Origin of the sequence: Polynucleobacter nymphae (assembly GCF_018882155.1) — a bacterium.
Classification (GTDB): domain Bacteria; phylum Pseudomonadota; class Gammaproteobacteria; order Burkholderiales; family Burkholderiaceae; genus Polynucleobacter; species Polynucleobacter nymphae.
In genome coordinates, this window is sequence record NZ_JACVPA010000002.1 from 1 (window position 1) to 15,826 (window position 15,826).

Genomic DNA, 15,826 nt, shown 5'->3' on the forward strand with positions numbered 1-15,826 from the left:
TTGGATTACAGACCACCAGCACCCCAGGCACAAGTACCCAGAATCATCCAGAATCAACCTATGATGCTGCAATGATTTACTATAGAAAAACTCTCTCAAGTAGTGGACCTAAATTGACAGCAGTTCAAGTGACTTGGAAAAGCTCTCAGAAGAAATTAAATCCTGGTGTCTTTACGGAAACGGCAAGCCTGAAAAATTTGGCAAGAAACATAAAGAGCGCTAGAGCCTAATCCTCTGAATCTTCGCTACTATCATCTACCCGATATTCCACCTTCATTTTCTTTAAGACCGGCTGCAAAAGCGCATTCTTATCTTTGGGGGATGGATCAGTTAAATAGCAATAGCCGTAAAAAGGAATTGGTTCTTTTTCAACGAGCTCGCGATCTTCAGTAGTAAAGGTAGTCATCAGTTCTCTCCCTAAATTAATCGGTAATGGTTACCTATGGGCTGTTTGACCAAACCAACTACAACCAGTAGCAATTGGAATTAATCCACATATCCCATAAGTAACTTGGATTTTTAAGGATTAAATATGACATTTCTATCGCAAGATAAAATATTTCTGAATAAATTTTAAGAGGTGAAATTGTCACATTTGAACTTGATATATAGCCCCCAAATATGACAAAAATGATCAGAAAATTTCATAGAGATGTCACATGAAAGGTGGAGCATCACTTTAAGTTCAATTTTAGATTGAAGGAGAAGAAATTGCTAAATCAAAACCTCAGTGACAAAATTATTGACCTCAGAAGAAAGTCTGCTGAGTTTTATCAAAAGGCGGCATGGAATCAGCTGTTAGCCCTAGATAACTATAGAGAAAATAACTTTATAGCGGCAGAGCATTTTGCGCAACTATCATTCGAAGATCAGATGAATGCCATGGAATATGCAGAATTAGCGGATGCTGAATTTAGTTTGCATCTCGATTTGGAGCTTGAAGAATCTTGAGCAGCAAAGATATATCCTTGAAGCTGCGCTTTGCTACTCTCAAACGATGTGTACTCCTATTCTTTTTGGTAGGGTATGAAACTTGTTTTCCAATCACTGAGATCGCTCCCTATGATTTGCAGGTTTTTGTAGAAAAATCAGCTGCTGGTTTTAAGGTGCAAGCTAGCTACATTTCTCCAGTCAGTCAGTGTGAGGCATATACCTTTTTGACCGATTATGAAGATGTAAAAACGATTCCAGGAATTGTTGAATCTAAAGTGCGTAGAAGGAATGGCAATAGGGTGACTGTAGAAAGACTAATTGAGGAGCGAATTTTATTATTCCCTATTCGGCTAAGGTCTGAAGTTGAGTTTACGGAGCTGCCAAATCAGGGCTTAAATTTTATTCAGACCAAAGGAAGTAACAAGGCCTACGCAGGAACATGGAGACTGCAAACCAATGAGAAGGGTGTCTTGGTGCGATATGCCAGCATCATCGAGCCAGACTCTGTAATTCCTAACTGGGCTATAGAGTATTTCATGAAAAATAATATACGACGTAGTTTTGAAATGATGGCCGAAGGCATGGAGCGCAATCGAGAGGATCTGAGTTTAGCCTGTAGGTAGTTGATGGCTATTTAGAGTATTCGAATAAAGCTTCGCCCATATGAATGTTGTCTCCTAAATTTAAGCTTGAAAGTAATTGATAATTTTCTGGGGCAAAAACAATAATAGTAGAGCCATGCTGAAACCAACCTAACTCTTCACCACGCTTGACGCTAGCATCGCAGGTAATTTCTTGGGGGCCTTGGTAGCCAAGATGGAGTAGTACGTTAATGCAGTGCAAGCGAATGCTAGCTACCAGTATGGCAGCTACAGGCACTAAAGTCAGGATGCTTTTTTCTATTCCTTCATTTGAGTGATTTAATTCACATTCGATCACAGCCCTTTCATTTTTGCAGAAGAGACGTTCAATGCGCTTTAAGGCAATGGGGTTAACATTCCAGGTATCACCTGAGATATACGTAATTTTTTTAATTTGCATCGCAGCTGGAGCATGGAACCGGTGATACATGCTTGAAGTGAGTCGCAAGGTTACATACTCACAACCTTCATAGCTCAAAGCCAAACTCTTATTTGGTATCAGGTCATTCAAGGCATAAGGAAAGCCCTTAGCTTGAAAAATTTCTCCATTACTCACTTTTCCGGATGCGCCAATAAGAGCATCACAGGGACTCACTAGATATCTTGAGTCCTGATTGATCGGCCTTGCGTGTGGCTTGAGCTCGCGTGTAAAGCATGCATGCATACTCTTAAAGCTCTGATTTTTTGCCTCAGATAAATCAAGTGCAGAAAAGAATTTCCAAATCTGTATGGAAATATAGGCCACAACTGGATTTTCAATTTGACTAAACCAGCCAATAAAGCGAGTAAGCGTATTACGAGGAATGCGATTTGTCAGAAGAAAATTGAGATCTTCCTGGGATAAGATATTTTGGATGGTTTTTTTCATTGACATAATTGTGTCAAATAAATGAAGTAAAAGTGTAAAGAAAGAATAATCGGAGCATATATGGATGGTTGGGTCGCATTAAGTATATTCGGTGCAGTCTTTGGAGTATGGATTGTTAAAAAGGCCTATACAAGATTACAGCTATCGAAGGCTAAGCATCCTTCCTTATCTGGTCACTCACGTATGGCAAAGAGGGTGGCTCGTTTAATTCCCTTTTACTCTTTTAATCGAGATTCTTTTTTTAAAGTTGATGGGGCGCCAGATAACATCTCATCTTCAAGAGAAACTGGTTTTATGCGTTTATCGCATGTCTACCGGGAGCGTTTCGCAAAATCAATTAGCCTGACAAATGAAGCGGCACAAAATATCTCTGATTTGCAGTTTACAGGGAGGTATCGCGTACCCTTTCAATTTAGCTCTTTTGTAAGCGAGCACTTGAAATCAGGCAGCTTTATGGCGTCTTCATCTGGGGTTACGTTGACTGATTTGGATGGCAATACTTTTTATGATTTAACTGGATCATATGGCGTCAATGTTCTGGGGTATGACTTTTATAAAAAATCTATTGAAGATGGTGCTAAACGTGTTGCTGAGCTTGGACCTGTTTTGGGCTTTTATCACCCAATCGTTGCAGACAATGTAAAGCGGCTGAAAGCTATTTCCGGACTAGATGAAATATCCTTTCATATGTCTGGCACAGAGGCTGTTATGCAGGCGGTAAGGCTAGCCCGATATCACACTAAGCGAAGCCATGTAGTCCGTTTTAATGGCGCTTATCACGGTTGGTGGGAAGACGTTCAGCCAGGGATTGGGAATCCACTTCCACCTAGGGAGACCTACACACTAAAAGAGGTTGACCAAGACACCTTACGTGTTCTGCGTAATCGTAAAAATATTGCCTGTGTTTTAGTAAATCCACTACAGGCAATGCATCCCAACAAAGGGGCGCCTGGCGACTCATCCCTATTAGATAGTTCACGAAAAGCCCATTATGACCGTGATGCATATACCAAATGGCTTCAAGATTTAAGAAAAGTCTGCACGGAGAATGGAATTGTTCTGATTTTTGATGAGGTTTTTGTGGGATTTCGTTTGGCTCAGGGTGGCGCCCAAGAATACTTTGGCGTACGGGCCGACATGGTGACTTACGGTAAAACCTTAGGCGGTGGTCTACCAATTGGCGTAGTGTGCGGATTAGGTCATCTCATGAAGCGGTTTAGGGATGAAAAACCAGCTGACATCTGTTTTGCAAGGGGTACATTTAACTCACACCCTTACGTAATGGGAGCGATGCAAGTATTTTTAGAGCAACTTGAGACTCCAGAAATTCAAAAAATGTATGTGGATTTAGATGATATTTGGAATCACCGCGCTAATCGCTTTAATGAAAAATTGATTTCATTGGACTTGCCGGTGAGGGTTGCCAACATGTCTAGTATTTGGACTGTGTATTTCACTGAGCCAAGCCGTTACAACTGGATGTTTCAGTACTACCTAAAAGAGCAAGGTCTAGCGCTTAGCTGGATTGGTACAGGAAGATTTATTTTCAGCCTCAACTATAGTGATTCAGATATGCAAGCTGTTCTAGATCGTTTCATTGCCGCAGCCCAGTCTATGAAGCAGGATGCTTGGTGGTGGAATGGAAATGGTCTGAGCAATAAAGCGATTAAACGACAAATCATCAAAGAGATGCTGTTTAGAAAAAGCATCTCCCATTAATTAGACGCTAGGAATTGATTGAGCTCAGATTTTCTTCACTGATTTCAAGGTGCTCCATCGGATCAATCAGCTGCCCCCGCAATAAATACAATGGCGCGGTTGCATATATTTTGGCATCGTGGAATGGGTCTGTGAGAATTTTTGTCATCCACGCTAAGGCAGCCTCAACATCGTGAATGAAAAAGAGGTGGAAGGTGCGGAAAAGCACGCCGCCAACGCCAAGCCAAAGCCATAAAAGACCAGTTTGCCGAATAAATCCTTCAGTATTGGTAAAAGTATTTAAGGCAACAAATTTTTGTAAGAGGACTGGGTTGGCATAAACCAGTGCTGGAATTGCTGCCCAAATTGCCAAAAGAACAACTTTTCTATTTAGGTTATAGCCAACCTTGATTTCTTCTTTATATTCATGCGAGGCTTTATTGACCTCATCGTAACCTTTTGGCTCAAAAAAGAAATGGCCGCTTTGACGGGTAGTCATGGCGACCAACCAAGCCAGTAGTGAAGCTGCAATCGGATCGGTAAACAGTAAAAAGTAGGCAGTTAAGAAACTCAGGGCGCTAACAAAGTGAAGAGATTGATTGATCCTGCTGTGGTGATAATAGCGATGATCATCCCAGCGCTGTTTTTTAACGGTTTCAAGAAAATGAATCAATTTAGAGTCCTCTTTACATTTGAGTTTTACATTACACAATTATGAATCTAACCAATATTTACATTTTTTTTGTTACAGTTTTATGTAATAAATAAAAATTTATGATGTCATAAAACTGTTATGTTCTTCAAGAATACTCAGCATCAATGAGATTAAATACTCCGGAAATAAGCAGCACTAAAAAACTGAATGCCTCAGTAAAGCTTGCTATTGTTACGGAAACTTATCCTCCAGAGATTAATGGGGTAGCTAGCACAATAGCTCGGTTTATAAACGGCTTAGCGAAACTGGGGCATGACATTACGCTTATCCGACCACGTCAGGGCTCAAAAGATATACCCAAAACAGAATCTAATTTTAAAGAAATACTGACATTCGGAGTGCCTATACCGGGCTATAGCTCACTAAGAATGGGCCTCCCACAAAAAAATATGTTGTTAAAAAAATGGTCATCTGATAGACCAAGTCTTGTCCATATTGTTACTGAAGGCCCTCTGGGCTGGTCGGCCCTTGAGGCTGCTAAAAAATTAAACATTCCTGTTTGTTCTGATTTCCGCACAAATTTTGATGCTTACTCAACGCACTACGGATTAAGTTTCCTAAAAAGTCCTATTCAAAGGTATCTACGTTATTTTCATAACAATAGCAACTTCACAATGGTGCCAACCCAAGATCTCAAAAATCAGTTACTCAGCAATGGTTTTGAAAGGCTCAGAGTAATCGCAAGAGGAATTGATACTGAATTATTTAATCCAACAAAACGTTGTCATGAATTGCGAGAGCAATGGGGAATTCGGGATGATCAAAGGGTAGTCATATATGTTGGTAGATTTGCTTCTGAGAAAAATCTACAGGTCACTGTAGATACCTTTAAAGCAATGTTGCAAGTAGATCCAAATCTTAAAATGGTGTGGGTAGGCGATGGTCCTGAAAAAGGCGCTTTAAAGTTGAGCTGTCCTAATAGTATTTTTGTGGGCATGCAGACTGGAGAGGCTCTTGCAAAACATTATGCTAGTGGAGATATCTTTCTATTTTCCAGCCTGAGTGAAACATTTGGAAATGTGACGCTCGAGGCAATGGCTAGTGGCTTAGCTGTTTTAGCATATGATTACGCAGCAGCGCGTCAATATATTGACCATGGCGTCAATGGTTTTGTAGCCACTCCACATGATGCGAAATCGTTTATTGCACGAGGTCTTGAGCTCTTAAGCGATGATCTTGAAATTCAAAAATTGAGAACGCATGCAAGGCAAACAACCTTAGATATCTCATGGGAGAATGTCACAAAAAAATTAGAAGACAATTATCATGATTTACTGCTAAATTCACATTTAAAAGATAAGTCGTCTTCAGCAATTACATTAAGAGAAATTTTTATTAAGCAATGAATCGTATTTTTTATACGGTTGCATTTTCACAATTTTTATCATCACTCGCTGATAACGCATTATTAATAGTATCCATTGCTCTATTGGTTTCAATGCAAGAGCCTGATTGGGTATCCCCGTTACTGAAAATCGCCTTTGTAGTTCCTTATGTTCTTTTTGCTCCATTTGTAGGAGCTTTTGCAGACTCCAGGCCTAAAGGCCAAGTCATGTTGATTTCTAACGTACTTAAAGCCGGTGGTTGTGGCCTGATGCTTGTTGGGATGCACCCATTATTAGGATATGGCATTGTTGGCATTGGCGCATCACTATATGCGCCTGCAAAATATGGAATTTTGACTGAGCTACTCCCAGCAGATAAGTTGGTAGCGGCAAATGGCTGGATGGAAGGCCTCATTATTGCTTCTATTATTTTTGGAACTTTATTGGGGGGCTTTTTGATCAGTGATTTACTACGGCACTTTTTTCAGCAATATACCCAAGATTTTATTGGAGGAGCGATATTGCCCACTATAGTGCCGTCGCTGTCTTTAATTTTGATCATTTATATGATGGCTGCCTTGCTCAATATACCCCTCTTAAAGATAGGATTCCACTACCAAAAACTGAACCTTCATTGCGGTAATCTAGTGAGAGAATTTTTAACATGCTTTGCGGGCTTGTGGCGTGACCGGCTAGGTAAACTTTCTTTAACTGTTACCACCCTATTTTGGGGGGCTGGAGCTACCTTGCAATTCATCATGTTGAAATGGGCTGAATATGCCTTGCATATGAATCTTTCAGAGAGTGCTGCATTACAAGCAGTTTCTGCAATCGGTGTTGCCGGGGGAGCAGTTTATGCAGCTTGTAAAGTTTCTCTTAGGCGATCCACCAGTGTATTACCTTGTGGAGCTCTGATGGGCTTGGTAGTCTGTTTAATGGGTATGTATAGCGATGAGCTTTTACCGCCAATCGTGCTCTTCCAAATTTACTCAATTCAATTCACATTAAATGATTTACCAGCTTATTTTTTATTGATGCTTTTAGGCTGGTTGTCGGGATATTTTGTGGTTCCGATGAATGCTTTATTACAACATCGGGGGCATGCATTGATGCCAACTGGCCAATCAATTGCTGTTCAAGGCTTTAGTGAAAACTTGGCAGTATTGTTTATGCTTCTCGTTTACTCAATTCTCTTATGGCTAGATCTTAGCTTGCCAGTCATCATTATCGGTTTTGGAGCAACTGTTTTTTTAGCTATGCTATTGATTATGTATCAACATTTCACAGCTATCTATTTAGAGCAATGGGAAGTTTAGAGTATTAGTCCAATATACATACTTTCAATATGACAAAAATGATCAAAAACATTCATAAAGATGTCACATGAAAAGTAGAACATCAAAATCTAGTTTAATTTTTAGGGTTAAAAGATGGTTTTGCGAATTAATTCCAAAGTCCTATGGCTTGAGATTCTATTTGCGCTAACGGTAACTATTGGTGTTGTACCAAAAGCTATTGCACTTTCTGTTGCTAACAGTGACATCCTATGGCACATCACATCTCAATGCGTGGATCCGTCAATCGAAAATTATTGCAGTCAGTGCATGCTACCAAGGCGAGATACTCATTGCGGTGGTATTAATGAGTGTAAAAAAACAAACGAAGTATGGGTGCTTAACAAGGAATATGTTGCAATACGAGATATCAAAATGTGTGGATGTCCTGTAGATTTTGTTCATGGGCTTGCTATGCCAAGAGATATTGTGACTGGTGTTGAAGATGCAAATCGTCAAGAGGGCATTTGGAAATTTTCTTGGGATGTCGCAATTGAGCGAATGGAGCCTAGCTCAATTGCTTTAGTCGTCAATCCAAAATCACAAAGAACACAGAATCAATTGCACATTCATTTAGTTAGGTTAGATAAAAATGCTCGGGGTAATTTCTCCCAATATTCTCCAGTACATGTGGATAGCCTAGAGCATGTTTGGGCAGTAGCAGAAAAAGATGCAAAACTTAAAGAGTTAAGTGAATATGGTGTATTGGTTGCACAGTCAGCTCCTGGCAAATATATACTTATTACTACACCCAACAGTCCAGAGGCGGCCTTTACTCAATGGGCCTGTAATTAGAGGCTGCTATGAACCTAAGGAAAGCAAATCCCTCCAAATCATTAAATATATTGAAAGAATTAATAGTTCAAGCTCGTCAAGAAAAAGGACTAACGCAAGAAGAATTAGCCAAAGCAGTTTGTCTTAGCAAATGGCAGATTAAAGAAATGGAAGAAAGCGATTCATTTCTTATTTTCTATACGATGCAAATTAAAGTTCATGCTGCAAAGAGGATTGGACGCTATTTAGGTCTTAAAGAAGCGGAATATCTTCAAGATGCTGATAAATCTAGTTTCAAGCTTTTATGACGGTTTTGGGCTTAAATATGTATCCAAGATAATTTTCCTATTTAAATACAGAAACTTACAGATTTAAAAGGGCGCCTTACTACAAGGGAGAAATAGCTTTTATTTCAGGCTCTCTGAAGTTTTTGACCTTATTTTCTGCTTACTGACACGCATTCGTAATATTTGATTGCCATATTGGCAGCATGCAAATATCTTCCTGCATTTTAGCTAACCTATACCAAGAAAAAGGCGACCTTCACTATGAAGGTGAAGGGGTCACTCAATTGACTCATGCTTGGCAATGCGGGCAACTTGCTAAGGCACAAGGCGCTAGCCCTCAATTGCAATTAGCAGCTTGGCTACATGATATCGGCCATCTTTTATCCCAAAAAGAAGGTACTCCAACGATTTATGGTCACGATGATCGTCATGAGCATGTGGGCGGAAATTATCTCCTGAGTATTTTTTCTGAAGAAGTGAGCCAGCCTGTATTGATGCATGTTTTAGCTAAACGTTACCTTGTGACTACTTATCCAGACTATCGTAACTCTTTGTCTGCCGATTCCATTAGAAGCCTAGAACTTCAGGGTGGCGAGATGTCTGAAAATGAGTGCTCTCAATTTATGGCACTCCCTTATGCAAAAGATGCCGTGTTATTACGTACTTGGGATGATTGCGCTAAAAATCCTGACTTGAAAACACCTACAAAAGCAGAACTGATAGCCGAGTTGCTCAATTTGGCTAAGGAGTGCCAATGAGCAGCGTGTTAACAATAAAAGCGGCAAATAAGACATTCATTTCAAGTGGAAAAAAGAATCAGGCCTTGAGCAATGTCACCATAGATATTGTTGCTGGTGAGAGGGTGGCATTAATTGGCGCTTCAGGCTCTGGAAAATCTACTCTGATTAGAGCCATATCAGGCTTAGAGACCTTAGACAAAAGTAGCGGTGAATTATCAGTTAATGGTCGCGAAATTCAGTCCAATGGGCAGCTGTCCAATCAAGTACGCCAAATTAGAAATGAAATTGGCATCATTTTTCAGCAATTTAACTTAGTAAATCAATTAGATGTCATTACCAATGTCTTAATTGGTATTTGTCCTCAAAAGAGTATTTTCGAGACTATATGTAGAAAATTTTCCTTGGAAGAAAAGGCTAGGGCATTGGATGCTCTAGATAAGGTCGGCCTAGCTGATATTGCCTATCAAAGATCTTCAACTCTATCCGGTGGACAGCAACAGCGAGTAGCGATTGCTAGGGCATTGATTAAAGGCGCAAAAATTTTATTGGCAGATGAGCCAGTAGCGTCATTAGACCCTGAGTCTGCCAGAAAGGTTATGGAAACGATTGTTAATTTATCTCAAAAATTAAATCTGACATTCATGACTAGCTTGCATCAGATCCCCGTTGCCAGGAAGTATTGCGAGAGAACGATTGCTTTAAATAAAGGTGTTGTAGTTTTTGATGGCCCCACCAAAGAATTAACTGCCGCCATATTGGCAGAGTTATACGGATCAAATTTGGAAGATTTGGTGATAGATGAGGATTTTTCTGCTCTTAAAGAGGCTGCTATTTCCGAGCCAAAACTCACATTAGTTCATTAGGTATTCATTTTTTATTAGGAGATTGAAATGAAGTTAAGCAAAATACTCTTCGCAGGTTGTATGGCCTTATCGGTTTGCTTAGTACAGGCCAAAGAAATTAGTTTTGGGGTAATTTCAACAGATTCTGCGTCTGCGCAGAGGGATCGTTGGGAGCCCTTCTTTAGAGACATGGAGAAGCAAACTGGTCTAACAGTCAAATCATTCTATGCACCAGACTATGCTGGAGTGATTGAGGCAATGCGCTTTAATAAGGTACAAGTAGCTTGGTTTGGAAATAAAGCTGCTATGGAAGCCGTTGATCGCGCTAGCGGTGAAGTGTTCGCGCAAGTTGTTTTTGCTGATGGCGCTGTAGGATATACATCCTATTTAATTACTCAAAAAGACTCACCCTACAATAACGTGGATGATGTGATCAAAAACGGAAAGAGTATTAATTTTGGTATTGGTGATCCGAACTCCACATCTGGTTTTCTTGTGCCAACCTACTACATCTTTGCTAAACGAAATATTGACGCTAGAGATACTTTTAAGACAGTTAGAAATGCAAGTCACGGCGCAAATCTTCAAGCAATTCTTGCTAAACAGCTTGATGTTGCGACAAATAACTCTGAAGAGATTGATCGCTTGACAGCAACGAAGCCTGAAGCTGCTCAGGAGATCAAGATCATTTGGAAAAGTCCATTAATTCCTAGCGATCCATTTGTATGGCGTACCGATTTAGATAAAGATACAAAAGAGAAATTAAAAAAGTTTGTATACAACTATGCCAAATCAAATCCGGAAGAAAAGGCTGTACTCAAAAATATTTATAACTATGGTGGATTTAGACCTTCTACGAATGCTCAATTAAATCCAATTCGCCAATTGGAGTTGTTTAAAGACTTGCGTAAAGTTGAGTCTGACACCACTATTAGCGATGCAGAGAAAGCTAAAAAAGTTGCAGAACTAAATGAGGCTTTAGCTAAGATCAAATGAGCGAGTCTGTTTCAGAGCTCTCATTAAATCGAGCTAAGGTACGCGCGTTTGAAGAGAGGCATGGCCTATCCTATTACCTAGGGTGGGCCTTGTTCTTTTTAGTGCTGACTTGGGCTTGGCAGGGCGCAGAAATGCGCCCCCTGGATCTGATTAAAGATTCAGGAAATATGAGTAAATATGCTGCTGATTTTTTCCCGCCCAATTTTAAAGATTGGAAACTGTATGTAAGCGAGATGCTGATAACAGTTCAAATCGCAATTTGGGGAACGTTATTAGCAATTGTGGCTGCCATACCTCTGGGCTTATTAAGCGCATCTAATGTGGTTAGCCCATGGGTATATCAACCCGTTCGCCGCCTCATGGATGCATTGCGTGCTATCAATGAGATGGTATTTGCAATGTTGTTTATTGTGGCTGTCGGTTTAGGACCTTTTGCGGGGGTGCTTGCACTATTTGTCCATACGACTGGAACATTAGCTAAATTATTTTCAGAAGCTGTAGAAGCGGTAGATCCTAGGCCTATCGAAGGTATTAGGGCAACTGGTGCCCATCCGATGGCTGAAATTGTGTATGGAATTTTGCCTCAAGTGATGCCCTTATGGGTCTCTTATTCCTTATATCGCTTTGAGTCAAATGTCCGCTCGGCGTCCGTTGTTGGTATGGTAGGTGCGGGTGGTATTGGAGTCATTTTGTATGAAGTCATTCGCGGCTTCCAATACTCTCAAACTTGTGCAGTGCTCATCATTTTGATTGCAACTGTAACCATCATCGATTTGATTTCTTCCTACCTAAGGAAGCTTGCAAGTTAAATAATGTCTAAGCCTAGTATTTATTTCGGTGCCGGATCAATTCTAGAACTGGGTAATTTATATCCAGACCGTGGATTTCATATTCTACGAATTCCAGAAATTTCTAGCGAAGAGTTAAAAAAAATACGATCTTCTTTGCAAGGTAGAATCTTTTCTGAAACTATCTACGAAAAGGGGATGCCAGATATTGCAAACATTCAAGCACTTCAGGATGATTTTTGGAGTTGGGCTGATTTAGAAAAATCTGCATTACTAGGAATTGGTGGTGGCAGCGTCATGGATGCAGCCAAAGTGTTGCGCTATAAACCTGATGGAGTGGCTTGGTTGAGTAAACATTTAGACGTATCAATAGAAGATGAATCCTTGCCTAAAATACCTTTATTGTTAGCTTCAACAACCGCTGGAACGGGCAGCGAGGTCACACCAACTGCAACCATCTGGGACTTTACAAAACAGCGTAAGCATTCATTTTTTGGCCCCGAAGTTTTTGCAAATGTAGCGATTGTCGATCCTTGTCTATCTCTTTGTGCTCCTTGGGTCATTTCGCGTGATTCTGGAATCGATGCTCTTTCACACGCATTAGAGGCGATTTGGAATAGGAATAGAACCGAAGAAACAACCAATCTTGCCATTTTTGCAGCAAAAAAAATCTGCCATTATTTGCCACTCATTAGAGATGATTTAAGCAATCTAGAATTACGTGAACAGCTTTCAGAAGCTGCCTTATCTGCTGGTTTAGCAATGGCTAAAACACAAACAGCACTGGTCCATGCTCTGTCTTATTCTGAAACGGCCCGAAGTCAACAAAGTCATGGGCAATCTTGCGCTTACTGGTTGCCTTATGTTTGGCAATTGTTAATTGACAGTGATTGTGATCCTTCTATATTAATGAGCTTAGATCGCGCTATAGGCCAGTATTTTTCAGCCCCGATAGAGATGTACCAATGGTTGCTTGCTTTAGGATTTTCAGTACATCCACCACTTGAGTGTGATAAAACGGTGGAAGAGCAGGTTGGTAGAGTTAGGCTTTCTGCTCGAGGAAAAAACTTTGCAGGATTTAGGATCCATGGCGAATAAAAATTATGACCTACTCATAGTAGGCTCTGGCATCGTTGGTCTAGCTCACGCTTATGAGGCAACAAAAAGAGGTTTATCAGTAGCCATTGTTGAGCAAAACACGCGCTGTACTGGCGCCTCTATTCGTAATTTTGGTTTTATCACCGTATCGGGACAAGGTGCTCAAGACACCTGGCGAAGGGCAGTTTATTCAGCGCAAGTCTGGAGAGAATTAGCTTGCTTAGCGGAGATTAAAATATTACATCAGGGTACTTGGATTTTATGTGAGCGCCCAGAGGCAGTTGAGGTTGTAAAAGCCTTTCTTCAAACCCCTATGGGTATTGATTGCCAATACTTCCCTCAGGTAAGTTATCCAAACTTAGAGACTCTAGGCTTTAAAAACATTTATAGCCTGAATTTAAAAAATTCTCTAGGGCTTCTTTACAGCCCCCATGAATTTAGGGTCGAATCTAGAGAGGCCATCCCTCAGTTGGCAAATTATTTGCAAAACACAATGGGCGTAGATTTTTATTGGGAGACCGAGGTCTTATCGATTAATGGATCATCTGTTCAAACCTCAAATAATCGATTCGATGCCCAAAGAATTGTGATCTGTCCCGGCGCTGATTTAACGGGGATAGCTAAACCTTACATTGAGAAATATGATTTGAAGCTTTGCACGCTCCAAATGCTAAGAATCAAAGTGCAGGAAGGCTTCATTCTGCCTGGAAGTGTGATGACCGATAACAGCTTAGCTAGATATTTAGGATGGTCAGAGTTACCTGAAGCCAAGGCTCTCAAAGAGCGCATTGCATTAGAGATGCCTGAATATGTCAAAGAGGGCATTCATTTGATCGTTGTGCAAAGTGCTGATGGTAGCTTGGTAGTTGGAGATTCCCATCGTTATGGGTCTTCTGAACATATATTTGCAAGCGAAAGTATTGAACAACTGATTATTGAATTGATGTATCGAGTTTTAAGCATCACTGAGCACACAGTGATTGAGCGTTGGACAGGGGTATATCCGTCCTCCAACACACACGATGCATTAATTGAAAAAGTATCTTCAGCAATGAGGGTTGCCATAGTAAGTAGTGGAACAGGGGCAAGCACAGCTTTTGGGCTTGCAAAAGATAATTTTGATGAATGGTTAGGGTAATAATGAAAACTTCAGTGAAAGCAGTTATTTTTGATTGGGCCGGAACGACGGTCGATTATGGCAGCAGAGCTCCTATGGGTGCTTTCGTCAAATTATTCGAGTCTGAAGGCATTGAGATGACTATTGCTCAAGCCCGCATTCCAATGGGAATAAGCAAATGGGAGCATATCAATTTCTTATTAAATCTTCCTGAAATTCAAAGTCAATGGCTTGAGATTCATGAAATATCTCATACTGATGCTGATGTTGATCGACTGTTAGATGTTTTTGTACCGATGAATAAGGTAAGCATCCTAGAGTGTGGTCAATTAATTCCAGGAGTAGCTACGCTAGCCAAAGCATTGCGTGAGCGTGATATTAAAATTGGCTCAACAACTGGATATACCAGAGAGCTCTTAGATTTGTTACTGCCAATAGCTAAAGAACAAGGGTATGAAGTTGATGTCTTCTCTTATTCAGGAGATACTCCGTTGGGTCGACCCTCCGCTCAAATGATGATTAAATGCGCCAGACAACTAGGTTTGGATAACCCGCTTTCATTCATTAAGGTAGATGATACGCAGCCAGGTATTGAAGAGGGTAAGTCATTTGGCTGCTGGACTGTTGGCGTCGCAGTTAGTGGAAATACGCTTGGCCTCTCTCTTGAGGAGTTAGATGCATTGCCAGTCGGTGAAGCTGAGCGCCTGAAAAATTTAGCGAGAGCAAATATGCAAGAAATGCAGCCTGATTTCGTGATTGATTCCGTTGCAGATTTATTACCCGTCATTGATGAAATTAATAAACGCCTAGATTTAGGTGAAAAGCCTAACTCTTACAGCAACTAGATCGATAGAAAAGATAATCCTCTGAATTTTGATTCAGAGGATTATTTTGTAGATAGTTAGGTAAGTGATGTTTGCTTTCTAATTTGTCGGCAGAGACAGCGTCCACTAAAGTCTAGATTCGATCCTTAGTTATTATCAGCAAATTAAGCGTTACTTAAAGTAACGCCTACCTACTTTACATAAGAGCACTTTGGAGCAACGAAGTGTTGGATGGTTGCTCCAAAAATCCTGTGGTTTCAAAAACCAAAGAGTGAGAAAGTGTTTGTTGTGATCTTGTTAATCTAGTCACATAAAAGCCCACACACCGATATTTAAGAGACGTAACCTCTTGAAATGCTAGAGGTTTTCTTTGGATATCTGCTCTCATAATCCTTTGGTCCCAGGTTCAAGTCCTGGTGGGCCCACCAGAAAAGCAAACCCTCATCAGAAATGGTGGGGGTTTTGTCTTTAGAGCTATACCGTAGGTAAGGTTTATATTTCTTTCAAGCGAGAACTTTTACGAGATTTTTCATAAAAGTGATTAGGTTTTGATTTGACCCAATGAATAAATCGTTGCATCTCAGGGTGCTCCTGAAGTGCTGCAGCAGTATTAAATTGCACAGCTAATTCAGCTTCGGTAAAGAGGGCATGTATTTGGCGATGACAAATACGGTGCAGATACTCGGAAGTTTTTCCGCCCTTGGATTTAGGTACTAAGTGATGAGCATCTTTTTGGGAGTCAGGGATAGGGCGGTTACAAATAGGGCAGACCATATCTACCACTTTTAGGCGCGGCGTTGGCGCAAGCGAAATCAGTTTCTGGCGAATTTTCCCAATCATATGATT

19 protein-coding genes are annotated in these 15,826 nt (G+C 40.5%); 15 read left to right on the forward strand and 4 right to left on the reverse strand.

The genetic code is table 11. The features are described from left to right. Positions 1 to 230, forward strand: a 230-nt coding sequence (locus tag ICN29_RS08600) for a hypothetical protein (protein WP_216132226.1), incomplete at its 5' end; no start/stop codon positions are given. Here the strand turns inward: ICN29_RS08600 and ICN29_RS08605 are convergent. Then, entirely contained in the window at positions 227 to 406 is a 180-nt protein-coding gene (locus ICN29_RS08605) for a hypothetical protein (RefSeq protein WP_216132229.1), read from the reverse strand. The two genes, ICN29_RS08600 and ICN29_RS08605, sit on opposite strands and share 4 nt — an antisense overlap. 305 nt (positions 407 to 711) lie before the next feature. On the opposite strand from ICN29_RS08605, the gene ICN29_RS08610 reads away from it, so the two are divergent. Together ICN29_RS08610 and ICN29_RS08615 are read left to right on the forward strand one after the other, a co-directional pair. Continuing rightward, entirely contained in the window at positions 712 to 951 is a 240-nt protein-coding gene (locus tag ICN29_RS08610; RefSeq protein ID WP_216132232.1) for a hypothetical protein, read from the forward strand. Further along, the gene (locus ICN29_RS08615) at positions 948 to 1,556 is read left to right on the forward strand and encodes an SRPBCC family protein (RefSeq protein ID WP_216132235.1); all 609 of its coding nucleotides are present in this window, start codon (positions 948 to 950) and stop codon (positions 1,554 to 1,556) included. The genes ICN29_RS08610 and ICN29_RS08615 overlap by 4 nt, the downstream gene beginning before the upstream one ends. A 7-nt stretch (positions 1,557 to 1,563) precedes the next feature. On the opposite strand, the gene asd is transcribed toward ICN29_RS08615, so the two are convergent. Beyond that, positions 1,564 to 2,442 carry an archaetidylserine decarboxylase gene (gene asd / locus ICN29_RS08620; RefSeq protein WP_216132238.1) on the reverse strand — a complete coding sequence of 293 codons (879 nt, stop codon included), beginning with the start codon at positions 2,440 to 2,442 and terminating at the stop codon, positions 1,564 to 1,566. Between the two features lie 60 nt (positions 2,443 to 2,502). On the opposite strand from asd, the gene ICN29_RS08625 reads away from it, so the two are divergent. Continuing rightward, the gene (locus ICN29_RS08625; protein ID WP_255538161.1) at positions 2,503 to 4,161 is read left to right on the forward strand and encodes an aminotransferase class III-fold pyridoxal phosphate-dependent enzyme; all 1,659 of its coding nucleotides are present in this window, start codon (positions 2,503 to 2,505) and stop codon (positions 4,159 to 4,161) included. 7 nt (positions 4,162 to 4,168) lie between these two features. Here ICN29_RS08625 and ICN29_RS08630 read toward each other — a convergent pair whose 3' ends face one another. Continuing rightward, positions 4,169 to 4,813: a hypothetical protein gene (locus tag ICN29_RS08630; RefSeq protein ID WP_216132241.1), complete on the reverse strand. Its 645-nt coding sequence runs from the start codon at positions 4,811 to 4,813 to the stop codon at positions 4,169 to 4,171. A gap of 146 nt (positions 4,814 to 4,959) precedes the next feature. On the opposite strand from ICN29_RS08630, the gene ICN29_RS08635 reads away from it, so the two are divergent. From ICN29_RS08635 to phnX, 11 genes are all read left to right on the forward strand, one after another. Next, positions 4,960 to 6,201 (forward strand): glycosyltransferase family 4 protein, encoded by a 1,242-nt coding sequence (locus ICN29_RS08635; protein WP_216132244.1) that lies wholly within the window; start codon positions 4,960 to 4,962, stop codon positions 6,199 to 6,201. Further along, positions 6,198 to 7,496, forward strand: a complete 1,299-nt coding sequence (lplT, locus tag ICN29_RS08640; protein ID WP_216132246.1) for a lysophospholipid transporter LplT — start codon at positions 6,198 to 6,200, stop codon at positions 7,494 to 7,496. The genes ICN29_RS08635 and lplT overlap by 4 nt, the downstream gene beginning before the upstream one ends. Positions 7,497 to 7,610: 114 nt before the next feature. After that, complete coding sequence (locus ICN29_RS08645; RefSeq protein ID WP_216132249.1) at positions 7,611 to 8,309, forward strand: CDP-diacylglycerol diphosphatase; 699 nt, start codon at positions 7,611 to 7,613, stop codon at positions 8,307 to 8,309. A gap of 8 nt (positions 8,310 to 8,317) precedes the next feature. Continuing rightward, complete coding sequence (locus ICN29_RS08650; RefSeq protein ID WP_216132252.1) at positions 8,318 to 8,596, forward strand: helix-turn-helix domain-containing protein; 279 nt, start codon at positions 8,318 to 8,320, stop codon at positions 8,594 to 8,596. A gap of 182 nt (positions 8,597 to 8,778) precedes the next feature. After that, positions 8,779 to 9,333 (forward strand): HD domain-containing protein, encoded by a 555-nt coding sequence (locus ICN29_RS08655; protein WP_216132255.1) that lies wholly within the window; start codon positions 8,779 to 8,781, stop codon positions 9,331 to 9,333. After that, a complete protein-coding gene (gene phnC / locus ICN29_RS08660) occupies positions 9,330 to 10,178 on the forward strand; it encodes a phosphonate ABC transporter ATP-binding protein (RefSeq protein WP_216132257.1) in 849 nt (282 codons plus the stop codon). The genes ICN29_RS08655 and phnC overlap by 4 nt, the downstream gene beginning before the upstream one ends. Before the next feature lie 27 nt (positions 10,179 to 10,205). After that, positions 10,206 to 11,153, forward strand: coding sequence for a phosphonate ABC transporter substrate-binding protein (gene phnD / locus ICN29_RS08665; RefSeq protein WP_216132260.1), 948 nt, complete (start codon positions 10,206 to 10,208; stop codon positions 11,151 to 11,153). Then, positions 11,150 to 11,962 carry a phosphonate ABC transporter, permease protein PhnE gene (gene phnE, locus ICN29_RS08670; protein WP_216132263.1) on the forward strand — a complete coding sequence of 271 codons (813 nt, stop codon included), beginning with the start codon at positions 11,150 to 11,152 and terminating at the stop codon, positions 11,960 to 11,962. The genes phnD and phnE overlap by 4 nt, the downstream gene beginning before the upstream one ends. Positions 11,963 to 11,965: 3 nt before the next feature. Continuing rightward, positions 11,966 to 13,039 (forward strand): iron-containing alcohol dehydrogenase, encoded by a 1,074-nt coding sequence (locus tag ICN29_RS08675; RefSeq protein WP_216132265.1) that lies wholly within the window; start codon positions 11,966 to 11,968, stop codon positions 13,037 to 13,039. Continuing rightward, on the forward strand, positions 13,029 to 14,177 hold the full coding sequence (locus tag ICN29_RS08680) for a TIGR03364 family FAD-dependent oxidoreductase (RefSeq protein WP_216132268.1): 1,149 nt from the start codon (positions 13,029 to 13,031) through the stop codon (positions 14,175 to 14,177). Before ICN29_RS08675 ends, ICN29_RS08680 begins: the two co-directional genes overlap by 11 nt. Positions 14,178 to 14,179: 2 nt before the next feature. After that, entirely contained in the window at positions 14,180 to 15,001 is an 822-nt protein-coding gene (gene phnX, locus ICN29_RS08685) for a phosphonoacetaldehyde hydrolase (protein ID WP_216132270.1), read from the forward strand. Between the two features lie 471 nt (positions 15,002 to 15,472). On the opposite strand, the gene ICN29_RS08690 is transcribed toward phnX, so the two are convergent. Beyond that, positions 15,473 to 15,820, reverse strand: a complete 348-nt coding sequence (locus tag ICN29_RS08690) for an HNH endonuclease (protein ID WP_216132272.1) — start codon at positions 15,818 to 15,820, stop codon at positions 15,473 to 15,475. Positions 15,821 to 15,826: the final 6 nt, after the last annotated feature.

What these genes read in the sequence shown, in the direction of transcription:
- asd (WP_216132238.1), bottom strand. Translation starts at nt 2,442, where the DNA reads ATGAAAAAAACCATCCAAAATATCTTATCCCAGGAAGATCTCAATTTT.
- ICN29_RS08675 (WP_216132265.1), top strand. Translation starts at nt 11,966, where the DNA reads ATGTCTAAGCCTAGTATTTATTTCGGTGCCGGATCAATTCTAGAACTG.
- phnX (WP_216132270.1), top strand. Translation starts at nt 14,180, where the DNA reads ATGAAAACTTCAGTGAAAGCAGTTATTTTTGATTGGGCCGGAACGACG.
- ICN29_RS08655 (WP_216132255.1), top strand. Translation starts at nt 8,779, where the DNA reads ATGCAAATATCTTCCTGCATTTTAGCTAACCTATACCAAGAAAAAGGC.
- ICN29_RS08690 (WP_216132272.1), bottom strand. Translation starts at nt 15,820, where the DNA reads ATGATTGGGAAAATTCGCCAGAAACTGATTTCGCTTGCGCCAACGCCG.
- phnE (WP_216132263.1), top strand. Translation starts at nt 11,150, where the DNA reads ATGAGCGAGTCTGTTTCAGAGCTCTCATTAAATCGAGCTAAGGTACGC.
- phnC (WP_216132257.1), top strand. Translation starts at nt 9,330, where the DNA reads ATGAGCAGCGTGTTAACAATAAAAGCGGCAAATAAGACATTCATTTCA.
- ICN29_RS08625 (WP_255538161.1), top strand. Translation starts at nt 2,503, where the DNA reads ATGGATGGTTGGGTCGCATTAAGTATATTCGGTGCAGTCTTTGGAGTA.
- ICN29_RS08605 (WP_216132229.1), bottom strand. Translation starts at nt 406, where the DNA reads ATGACTACCTTTACTACTGAAGATCGCGAGCTCGTTGAAAAAGAACCA.
- ICN29_RS08680 (WP_216132268.1), top strand. Translation starts at nt 13,029, where the DNA reads ATGGCGAATAAAAATTATGACCTACTCATAGTAGGCTCTGGCATCGTT.
- ICN29_RS08635 (WP_216132244.1), top strand. Translation starts at nt 4,960, where the DNA reads ATGAGATTAAATACTCCGGAAATAAGCAGCACTAAAAAACTGAATGCC.
- phnD (WP_216132260.1), top strand. Translation starts at nt 10,206, where the DNA reads ATGAAGTTAAGCAAAATACTCTTCGCAGGTTGTATGGCCTTATCGGTT.
- lplT (WP_216132246.1), top strand. Translation starts at nt 6,198, where the DNA reads ATGAATCGTATTTTTTATACGGTTGCATTTTCACAATTTTTATCATCA.
- ICN29_RS08645 (WP_216132249.1), top strand. Translation starts at nt 7,611, where the DNA reads ATGGTTTTGCGAATTAATTCCAAAGTCCTATGGCTTGAGATTCTATTT.
- ICN29_RS08650 (WP_216132252.1), top strand. Translation starts at nt 8,318, where the DNA reads ATGAACCTAAGGAAAGCAAATCCCTCCAAATCATTAAATATATTGAAA.